This window comes from Plantactinospora sp. ZYX-F-223 (assembly GCF_039649625.1).
GTDB lineage: Bacteria > Actinomycetota > Actinomycetes > Mycobacteriales > Micromonosporaceae > Plantactinospora.
Genome location: NZ_JBDJAV010000024.1, coordinates 146453 through 155889, shown reverse-complemented (window position 1 = coordinate 155889; position 9437 = coordinate 146453). Strand labels below are relative to the sequence as shown.

Annotated in this window: 10 protein-coding genes; 7 read left to right on the top strand and 3 right to left on the bottom strand. The window is 70.3% G+C overall.

Annotated elements, in window-relative coordinates; all coding sequences use genetic code 11:
- Positions 1–898 (bottom strand): transposase (locus tag AAH979_RS24290; protein WP_346260422.1); only part of this gene is annotated, 898 nt, incomplete at its 3' end.
- 134 nt (positions 899–1032) lie between these two features.
- Here AAH979_RS24290 and AAH979_RS24285 point away from each other — a divergent pair.
- From AAH979_RS24285 to AAH979_RS24265, 5 genes are all read left to right on the top strand, one after another.
- Positions 1033–2421: a metallopeptidase TldD-related protein gene (locus AAH979_RS24285; RefSeq protein ID WP_346260421.1), complete on the top strand. Its 1389-nt coding sequence runs from the start codon at positions 1033–1035 to the stop codon at positions 2419–2421.
- An 80-nt stretch (positions 2422–2501) separates the two neighbouring features.
- Positions 2502–3203, top strand: a complete 702-nt coding sequence (locus AAH979_RS24280) for a hypothetical protein (RefSeq protein ID WP_346260420.1) — start codon at positions 2502–2504, stop codon at positions 3201–3203.
- A 332-nt stretch (positions 3204–3535) separates the two neighbouring features.
- Positions 3536–4357 (top strand): hypothetical protein, encoded by an 822-nt coding sequence (locus AAH979_RS24275; RefSeq protein WP_346260419.1) that lies wholly within the window; start codon positions 3536–3538, stop codon positions 4355–4357.
- 12 nt (positions 4358–4369) lie between these two features.
- Entirely contained in the window at positions 4370–6295 is a 1926-nt protein-coding gene (locus AAH979_RS24270) for a fumarate reductase/succinate dehydrogenase flavoprotein subunit (RefSeq protein ID WP_346260418.1), read from the top strand.
- Positions 6295–7386, top strand: a complete 1092-nt coding sequence (locus AAH979_RS24265; protein ID WP_346260417.1) for a succinate dehydrogenase/fumarate reductase iron-sulfur subunit — start codon at positions 6295–6297, stop codon at positions 7384–7386. Before AAH979_RS24270 ends, AAH979_RS24265 begins: the two co-directional genes overlap by 1 nt.
- A 113-nt stretch (positions 7387–7499) precedes the next feature.
- On the opposite strand, the gene AAH979_RS24260 is transcribed toward AAH979_RS24265, so the two are convergent.
- Positions 7500–7883 carry a (deoxy)nucleoside triphosphate pyrophosphohydrolase gene (locus tag AAH979_RS24260; RefSeq protein ID WP_346260416.1) on the bottom strand — a complete coding sequence of 128 codons (384 nt, stop codon included), beginning with the start codon at positions 7881–7883 and terminating at the stop codon, positions 7500–7502.
- Positions 7884–8152: 269 nt separating this feature from the next.
- On the opposite strand from AAH979_RS24260, the gene AAH979_RS24255 reads away from it, so the two are divergent.
- Positions 8153–8464 carry a 4a-hydroxytetrahydrobiopterin dehydratase gene (locus tag AAH979_RS24255; RefSeq protein WP_346260415.1) on the top strand — a complete coding sequence of 104 codons (312 nt, stop codon included), beginning with the start codon at positions 8153–8155 and terminating at the stop codon, positions 8462–8464.
- An 84-nt stretch (positions 8465–8548) separates the two neighbouring features.
- Positions 8549–8911, top strand: coding sequence for a PH domain-containing protein (locus AAH979_RS24250; protein WP_346260414.1), 363 nt, complete (start codon positions 8549–8551; stop codon positions 8909–8911).
- Positions 8912–8977: 66 nt separating this feature from the next.
- Here the strand turns inward: AAH979_RS24250 and AAH979_RS24245 are convergent, their stop codons facing one another.
- Positions 8978–9397 carry a helix-turn-helix domain-containing protein gene (locus AAH979_RS24245; protein WP_346260413.1) on the bottom strand — a complete coding sequence of 140 codons (420 nt, stop codon included), beginning with the start codon at positions 9395–9397 and terminating at the stop codon, positions 8978–8980.
- Between the last annotated feature and the right edge of the window lie 40 nt (positions 9398–9437).

Below are 9437 nucleotides of genomic sequence, written 5' to 3'. Positions count from 1 at the left end.
AGCCACGATCGACAAGTTCCCGCTTCGCCGCACCAATCGCCGCATCAGCAGCCTTGCCCGCCATCCGGGACCTGGCCAGGAACGTCGGCTTGAAATCCTCGACCGCGATCGTCGCGTGGTTGTCGACGATCTTCTTCGCCCAGACACGGGCATCGTGGGCGTTCTGCCGGGCCGCCTTCTTCGCCAGCTTCGCCGCCTGACGCTTGGCGCGCAGGTAGCCGTTCGACGGCTTCACACCCCTGGGCCGCCGGCGGCGGGCCATCCGGCGTTGGAGTTTGGCGAGTTCGGCGGCGCACCGTTTCCGGTGGCCGAGGTACGGCAGGTCGTAGGCCGCGTCCGTCGTTGTCGCGGTCGTGGTGACACCCCAGTCGACACCGATCGCACCCTCGGCATCGGGGGCGGGCGCGATGTAACGGCGCACGACGAAGGAGGCGTACCAGTGCCCGAGCGTGTCCCGGTAGACCCGGACACTGCTCGGATCGGACGGCAACTCGCGAGACCAGACGACCGGAACGGTGACGCCGCCGGGCAGCCGCAGCCGACGGTCGCGAACCGAAAACCCACGCCTGGTGTATTCCAGACTGGGCACGGCGTCCTTACGCCGTTTGACCCTAGGCCGACCCCGTCCCTTCACCCTGAACGAGTGCTGAAGGGCCAGAGCGTAGCTACGCAACGTCTGCTGCTGCGCGACCTGAGACCCTTCGCGCAGCCACGACGAGCGGGCCCGCGCCTCGGTCAACAACCTCGACAACCTGCCAAAGGTGGGTCTGCGGCCGGTTCTGTACTGGTGGACAGCCTCGTTCCACAGCCAACGACACCGCCCCCACTCGCCAAGCAGCGCGGCCTCCGCAGTCGCGCCAGGACGCAACCGGAAGGTGTACCGCACCACCTCTTCCACACCCGCGAGCATCCCAGCCCCATCCGACAGTTCCGGCCCCGCAGAGGAGTCGACGCCATGCCAAAAACCAACAGCACACCGGACCACCCTTACCTCCCCATGGCCGAAGCCAGCGGTTTCTCGGGCGGCTCTTGATGACATCCCCACTCGACCTCGCCGGCCAGGTCGTCGAACTCGTCCGGCAGGTCGCCGGGCCGGGTGCCGAGGCGGAGGCCGGCACCGAGCACGCCGAGCTGGCGCTGACCAGGTTCGCGAACTCCTTCATCCACCAGAACATGGCCGACGCCGTCACAACCGTGCGGCTGCGGCTGCACCTCGACGGGCGTACCGCCACCGGGTCGTCCACGATGGTGAGTGCCGAGGGAGTGCGTGACCTGGTCGAACGTACCGTCGCGGCGGTCCGGCACTGCCCGCCCGACCCGGGCTGGCCGGGGCTCACCCCACCGACCACGGTGGACGGGAGCGGCAACTGGGACGAGGCCACCGCCGTGGCCGGGCCGGAGCAGCGGGCCGAGCGGGTACGCGAGTTCGTCGAGACCGCCGGTGGGCTGGAGGCGGCCGGCTACTGCCGTACCGGGCAGCGGACCGCGGCGTTCGCCAACACGGCCGGGCACGCGGTGACCGGGCGGAGCACCGAGGCGGCGATGGACGGGATCGCCCGGTGCGGTGGCGCGGACGGGGTGGCCCGGCTGGGCTCGTTCCGCCTCGCCGACCTGGCCGGCGGCGTACTCGGCGCGCGCGCGTCGGTGAAGGCGCGGGCCGGGGTCGCCCCCGTCGAACTGCCCCCCGGGCGGTACGAGGTGGTGCTGGAGCCGACCGCCGTCGCCGACCTGCTACAGAACTTGTCGACCTACGGCTTCAACGGAAAGGCGTACAACGAGCAGCGCTCGTTCGCTGTGCCGGGGGAGGAACAGTTCGACCGGTCGATCACGCTGCTGGACGACGCGCTGGCCGGACCGGCGCTGCCGTTCGACGCCGAGGGCAGCCCCCGGACTCCGGTCGCGCTGGTCGAGCACGGCGTCACCCGGACGGTGGCGCACGACCGGCGGACCGCCGCCGAGGCCGGCACCTCCTCGACCGGGCACGCCGTGCCGGGCGGCGCGGCCACCGGGGCGGTCCCGCTGCACCTCGGGCTGGCACCGGCCGCGTCGCCGAACGGTGTGACCAGGCCGGGCGAGGTCTCCGGGCCGGTGGTCGACGCGGACACCGCCGCGCTGGTCGCCCAGGTACGGCGCGGGCTGCTGGTCACCGACCTCTGGTACACCCGGGTCCTCGACCCGAGGAGTCTGGTCGTCACCGGGCTCACCCGCAACGGCGTGTGGCTGATCGAGGACGGTGAGGTGGCCGCCGCAGTGCAGAACTTCCGGTTCACCCAGTCCTATCCGCAGGCGCTCGCCCCCGGCGCCGTACTCGGGATCGGCCGGCACTCGGTGTTGCAGTCCCAGACCTTCAGCAGCGCGTGGTGGTCGGCGCCGCCACTCCGGCTGGCCTCGTGGAACTTCACCGGCGGCGCCTCCGGCTGACCGGTCTCCGGGACGGCGGAACCTCCCCGTCGCCCCGCGCGGGGATGCCCGGATCGCGTCACGGTGCTTCACTGTGTGGCGTGACGGACGACGCGACCACCCCTGCCGCCGACGACGCGGGCACCGGCTCCCGGTACGGGCCTGACAGCCCGGGCCGGGCCGAGCCGGCGGGCAGGGCCGGCGACGTACCCCCGGGTGCGCCGGCCGGCACCGACCAGCCGGCCGGGCAGCGACGTCCGCCCGACCCGGCCGCCCGGCGGCGCCGCCGGCTGACCATCGCCGGAATCGCCGGTGCGGCGGTCCTGGTACTGCTGGTCTGCGGCTGCCTCGGCGCGTTCGCGGCCGGCCTGGGCCGATTCGCCCGGGAGTCCGACCACGAGCGGACGGCCCAGGCCCGGGGCGAGGATGCCTGCCGCGAGCTGGAGAGGCGGCTCAACCGGTTGACCCCGCCCGGTGCCGCCGGAAGTCCGGGCGAGCGGGCGGCGGCGATCCGGGACGAGAACGCCGCGGTACGGCCGTTCCTGTCCGAAATCGAGCGACTACGCGGCTGGTGGAACGAGGACCCCGACGACGACCGGGACGGTCGTGGCGAGTCCTGGCAGCGGCTGGTCGACGCCCGGGCCAGTTACGCGGACGCACTCGACCGGCAGGTGACCAACGGCGAGCCGGCGTTCTTCATCGCGCCGCGCGATCCGGCGGGCCGGCCTGTGGTGGACCGGTTGCAGCACGGGCCCGAGGAGTGCGCCTCGGCCGCCCGCAGACTCGGCGCGCCCGACCTGTAGACAGCGCACCAGAGCTGTCAGCAGTTCACGTTCCGCCGCTGAACCGAATCGTCCGCGCCCCGCTCGGCCACACCGATCCGGCCGTACCCGGCACGGTGGGCGTCACCGAGTGAAGTTATGCACAACCGCGCCCGGATCCGGGAACAGGACTTTCGTAATCGGCGGGAAACCCGCGAGACTCCCTTGCGCATGTGCTCGTCAACGTGCGGCGTAACGTGTGCACCGACGCGGACGCAGGTAGCGCGGCTGCGGGTCCTCCCCTGCCCCCGCGCGCCCCGCCGGAACACCATCCGTGCCCGTCAGCCAGACCGGGCCCCGTCAGGGAGACATAGATGACTACGAGGACGGCCCCACCTCCGGCCGGACTGCCGGGGAGCGTGCGCCAGCGCGCGGCCATCACGGCAAAAACCCTGCGTACCGACCGCTGGTGGTTCGCTCCACTGATCACGGTGATCGGACTCGGCGCCTGGGTCACGTACGCCACGGTGCGGGTATTCATGCACGACTTCTACTGGGTCGCGGATTACCACTACCTGACCCCGTTCTACTCGCCGTGCGTGACGGAAGCCTGCATCCCCGAGGCGGCGCACTTCGGCCGGGTGCTCCCCGGCTGGTGGATCATCCCAGACGCCGCGCTGACCCTGCCGTTCCTGCTGCTGTTCCGGCTCACCTGCTACTACTACCGCAAGGCGTACTACCGGTCGTTCTGGCTCTCGCCGCCGGCCTGCGCGGTCCCGGACGGGCACAAGACCTACACCGGCGAGACCCGCTTCCCGCTGCTCGGCCAGAACCTGCACCGCTACACCTTCTACGCCGCCGTGATCATCTCGCTGATCAACAGCTGGGACGCGGTCCTCGCCTTCCACAGCCCGAAGGGCTTCGGCTTCGGCCTCGGCAACCTGGTCCTGCTCGGCAACGTGGTGATGCTCTGGGCGTACACGCTCTCCTGCCACTCCTGCCGGCACATCGCGGGCGGCCGGTTGAAGCACTTCTCCCAGCACCCGGTGCGGTACCGGTTCTGGACGTTCGTCTCGAAGCTCAACGTCCGGCACATGCAGCTCGCCTGGATCACCCTGGGCACCTTGGCGCTGACCGACTTCTATGTCATGGCGCTCTCCGCCAACTGGTTCGACGACCTGCGGTTCATCAACTAAAGGGCCTCTGACATGACTACCCGAATCGAACGACACCACTACGACGTCGTCGTCATCGGTGCCGGTGGTGCCGGCCTCCGCGCGGCGATCGAGGCCCGGCTGGCCGGGAAGCGCACCGCGATCATCTCGAAGTCGCTGTTCGGCAAGGCCCACACCGTGATGGCCGAGGGCGGCGCCGCCGCCGCGATGGGGAACGTGAACAGCCGGGACAACTGGCAGGTGCACTTCCGGGACACCATGCGGGGCGGCAAGTTCCTGAACAACTTCCGGATGGCCGAGCTGCACGCCAAGGAGTCGCCGCAGCGGATCTGGGAGCTGGAGACGTACGGTGCGCTCTTCGACCGCACCAAGGACGGGAAGATCTCGCAGCGCAACTTCGGCGGCCACGAGTACCCGCGGCTGGCGCACGTCGGCGACCGGACCGGCCTGGAGCTGATCCGCACCCTGCAACAGAAGATCGTCTCGTTGCAGCAGGAGGACAAGAAGGCGCACGGCGACTACGAGGCCCGGATCAAGGTCTTCGCCGAGACCACCATCACCGAACTGCTGCTCGACGGGGACCGGATCGCCGGCGCGTTCGGCTACTACCGGGAGTCCGGCGAGTTCGTCCTCTTCGAGGCCCCGGCCGTGGTGCTGGCCACCGGCGGGGTCGGCCGGTCCTACAAGGTCACCTCGAACTCCTGGGAGTACACCGGGGACGGGCACGCGCTGGCGCTGCGGGCCGGCGCCACGCTGATCAACATGGAGTTCCTCCAGTTCCACCCGACCGGCATGGTCTGGCCGCCCTCGGTGAAGGGCATCCTGGTCACCGAGTCGGTCCGGGGCGACGGCGGGGTGCTGAAGAACTCCGAGGGCAAGCGGTTCATGTTCAACTACGTCCCCGACGTCTTCCGGAAGCAGTACGCGGAGACCGAGGAGGAGGCGGACCGCTGGTACACCGACCCGGACAACAACCGGCGCCCGCCGGAGCTGCTGCCCCGGGACGAGGTCGCCCGGGCGATCAACGCCGAGGTCAAGGCCGGTCGGGGTACGCCGGCCGGCGGCGTCTACCTGGACATCGCCAGCCGGCTGCCGGCCGAGGAGGTACGCCGCCGGCTGCCCTCGATGTACCACCAGTTCAAGGAGCTGGCCGACGTCGACATCACGGCCGAGCCGATGGAGGTCGGGCCGACCTGCCACTACGTGATGGGTGGCGTCGAGGTCGACCCGGACAGCGGCGCGGCGGCCGGACACGTGCAGGGGCTCTTCGCCGCCGGTGAGGTCTCCGGCGGCATGCACGGCTCCAACCGGCTCGGCGGCAACTCCCTCTCCGACCTGCTGGTCTTCGGCAAGCGGGCCGGCGAGCACGCCTCGTCGTACGCCGGAGGGCTGGCCGCCCGGCCGAAGGTGTCGGCGGCGGACGTCGAGGCCGCGGTGGACCGGGCGCTGGCTCCGCTGGAGCGCGAGGGCGGGGAGAACCCGTACACGTTGCAGCAGGACCTCCAGGCGGTGATGGGCGACCTGGTCGGCATCATCCGGCGCAAGGGCGAGCTGGAGGAGTCGCTGGTCAAGCTGGCCGACCTGCGGGACCGGGTGACCCGGGTGTCGGCGGCCGGCGGTCGCCGCTACAACCCCGGCTGGCACCTGGCGCTGGACCTGCGCAACATGCTGGTGGTCTCGGAGTGCACCGCCCGGGCGGCGCTGGAGCGCGAGGAGTCCCGGGGTGGCCACACCCGGGAGGACTTCCCGACCATGGCGCCGCAGTGGCGCACGGTCAACCTGGTCTGCTCGCTCGACGGCGACAAGGTACGCCTGGAGCACAAGCCGCTGCCGAAGATGCGGGGCGAGCTGATCCAGCTCTTCGACCGCACCGAGCTGGCCAAGTACCTGACCGAAGAGGAGCTGGCGGACTTCGACGCCCTCACCGCAGAGGCGCACGCTGAGGAGGCGGCCAAGTAATGGCGACACAGAACGCGCCGGGCGGCACCGGCAAGGCCGGCGCCACCCGCCACTTCAAGGTCTGGCGCGGGGACGAGTCGGGCGGGGAGCTGACCGACTACCAGGTGCAGGTGAACGAGGGTGAGGTGGTCCTCGACGTCATCCACCGGTTGCAGGCGACCGAGGCGCCGGACCTGGCCTGCCGGTGGAACTGCAAGGCCGGCAAGTGCGGCTCCTGCTCGATGGAGATCAACGGCATGCCCCGGCTGGGCTGCATGACCCGGATGTCGACGTTCGAGGAGAACGAGACGGTCACCATCACCCCGCTGCGGACCTTCCCGGTGATCCGGGACCTGGTCACCGACGTCTCGTACAACTACGAGAAGGCCCGGGAGACCCCGGCGTTCGCCCCGCCGACCGAGTTGAAGCCGGGTGACTACCGGATGCAGCAGGTCGACGTCGAGCGGTCGCAGGAGTTCCGCAAGTGCATCGAGTGCTTCCTGTGCCAGAACACCTGCCACGTGGTCCGGGACCACGAGGAGAACAAGGTCGCCTTCTCCGGGCCGCGCTACTTCATCCGCGCCGCAGAGCTGGACATGCACCCGCTGGACGCGAAGACGGACCGCAAGGAGTACGCCCAGGCGTCGCAGGGTCTCGGCTACTGCAACATCACCAAGTGCTGCACCGAGGTCTGCCCCGAGCACATCAAGATCACTGACAACGCGATCATCCCAATGAAGGAACGCGTCGTCGACCGACGGTACGATCCAGTTGTGTGGCTCGGTAGCAAGATCTTCCGCCGTGGCAAGCAGAACGAGGTCGCGCAGGGCCAGCCCCCGCGCGACCCGGACGAACTCGGCTCGGTGCACTCGCACGCGGGCGGTTCGCACGAGCCCGAGGCCGAGGCCGGGGCGGAGCACGGCGTGCACTGGGGCCGGCAGGTCCCGCACCCGACCGCGCCCCCGCTGGACTCCCGGGGTCGGTTGGCGATCAGCGAGTTCACCTTCGACAAGGCGGCCGCGCCCTCACCGTTCGGTGACGACGTGACCTTCCCGCTGCCGGCCGAGGGGCTCAACTACAGCCACCCGGCACAGCCGCGCGACAAGGACTGACCCGTCTCGTGGCGCGGGCCGAGGTCACCGGAGGGTGAGTTCGGCCCGCGCCCGGGGCCGGTACCGGTCCGGCGACGGGCGACGGGCGACGGTGTTCAGCACCAGCCGGTCGGTCAGGACGCGGCCAGCACCGGGCGCAGCGCCGCCACGATCGGTACGTCCGCCGGCAGCCACGGCACGCTGTCCAGCTCTTCCGGGCGCAGCCAGCGCAGTTCGGAGTGCTCCAGGGGCTGCGGCTGGTCCCCGTCGACGAGTGCGGCCAGATAGACCCGGAGCACCGAGCGGCCATGACCCATCCGGACATCCCGGCCGACCCGGTCACCGATCTCGACCCGTACGCCCAGCTCCTCGGCACACTCCCGGACCAGCGCGGCGACCTCGGACTCGCCCGGCTCGACCTTGCCACCCGGGAACTCCCACCGGCCGGCCACCTCCGGCGGGTGAGATCGCGCACAGGCGAGTACCCGGCCGGCAACCACGATGGCTGCCCCCACCACGACTTTCGGCTCCCGCCGTCCGCGCCCGGAATGTCCCCCAGTCGGCCCATCCCGGTCGTTACCGTTCGCCCAATCGGTCCGCACGGGCGTCCAGCGTGCCAGATCAATCGGGAATTCGGGTAGCTGCGCCGGACCCACCGGCCAATAGAAGACGGAAGGGTGGACGTGGACACACCAGCCGGCCAGCGACAGACTAGGGAGCACCGACCGAGACACGGGATGGCGACGATTTGGCCACAAGCCGGCAACGACGCCTGGGAGGTTTGGCGATGCGTGCTCTGTGGGGTGGCCGGATGGACCGCGACTACCTGAGCGACGCACTCACCCTACTGGGCGACTGGACCCGCGAGGGACAGCAGATCAAGCGGACCCTCATCCTCGACGACACCCAGCACGCGGCCCTCACCGAGCGGATAAAGGTCATCGCGGACGCGCTGCATCTCCGCCCGGAGGTCCGGCGGCTGGACGGGCACACCCAGATCAGGATCGGTCCCCGCGACGACAGCGAGATCACCGAGGGTGAGGTCACCCTCGCCGCCCGGATCGAGGACGTCTACCGCGCGGTGACCGCTCCGAACTGACCGGCCGAGGCCCGGCCTGTCCTCCTCGGACGCGGCAACCAACGGCGCGGTGCGGTGGTGGCGGGCCCCTCCTACCCTCGGATCATGGCCAACGTCACCTATGACCGTCGTGAGCAGCTCAAGCAGATCGAGAGCGGTCTGCTCGACGGGGAACAGGTCATCGCCGTCTACGACGCCATCGGCACGGGCACCGGGTTCATCGGGCTGACCGACCGACGCGTGATCATCCAGGACAAGTCGTTCGTCGGCAAGAAGTTCGCGATCACCAGCATCCCGTACTCGAAGATCACCAGCGTGAGCGTGGTGAGCAACAAGTCCTGGGGTGGTTCGTTCTTCTCCACCGGCGCCATCGCGATCAACGTCGGCACCCACACCTACGAGGTGGAGTTCCGTGGCGACCAGAAGAGTCACCACGTACACAACGTGATCCTGCACTACATCTCGTGACCATCGACCGGCTGCTGTCCGGCCGGTCGCCGGCGGAGGACGCACCCGGGACGGACCCGCCGACGCTCAGGCTTCCCGTGTCGCGTCGTACGCCTTCCGGGCGGTGAGGACGTCGTCCAGCCGGCCCTCGACCCAGCGGGCCAGCGCCGACACCTGCTGCGCGACCTCCCGTCCGGTCGGGGTCAGCGAGTAGTCCACCCGGGGCGGGATCACCGGTTTGGCGGCGCGGTGCACGAAGCCGTCCCGCTCCAGGGTCTGGAGGGTCTGCGCCAGCATCTTCTCGCTCACCCCGCCGACCTGGCGGCGCAGCTCGCTGAACCGGTACGACCGGTGCAGCAGCGCGGCCAGCACCAGCACGCCCCAACGGCTGGTGACGTGTTCGAGCACCCCCCGGGACGGGCAGTCCACCCGGTTGACGTCGGGCGCCGTGCCGCCCGATCCGGACGGAACCCGACCGGAGGGGGGCGAATTCTCGGTTACGCTCACGTCACTACCTTACTCTGAAGTGGGTACTGTCACCAGATCC

Coding starts and splice junctions, on each gene's coding strand:
- AAH979_RS24285 (WP_346260421.1), top strand. CDS start 1,033: ATGACATCCCCACTCGACCTCGCCGGCCAGGTCGTCGAACTCGTCCGG.
- AAH979_RS24275 (WP_346260419.1), top strand. CDS start 3,536: ATGACTACGAGGACGGCCCCACCTCCGGCCGGACTGCCGGGGAGCGTG.
- AAH979_RS24270 (WP_346260418.1), top strand. CDS start 4,370: ATGACTACCCGAATCGAACGACACCACTACGACGTCGTCGTCATCGGT.
- AAH979_RS24265 (WP_346260417.1), top strand. CDS start 6,295: ATGGCGACACAGAACGCGCCGGGCGGCACCGGCAAGGCCGGCGCCACC.
- AAH979_RS24255 (WP_346260415.1), top strand. CDS start 8,153: ATGCGTGCTCTGTGGGGTGGCCGGATGGACCGCGACTACCTGAGCGAC.
- AAH979_RS24250 (WP_346260414.1), top strand. CDS start 8,549: ATGGCCAACGTCACCTATGACCGTCGTGAGCAGCTCAAGCAGATCGAG.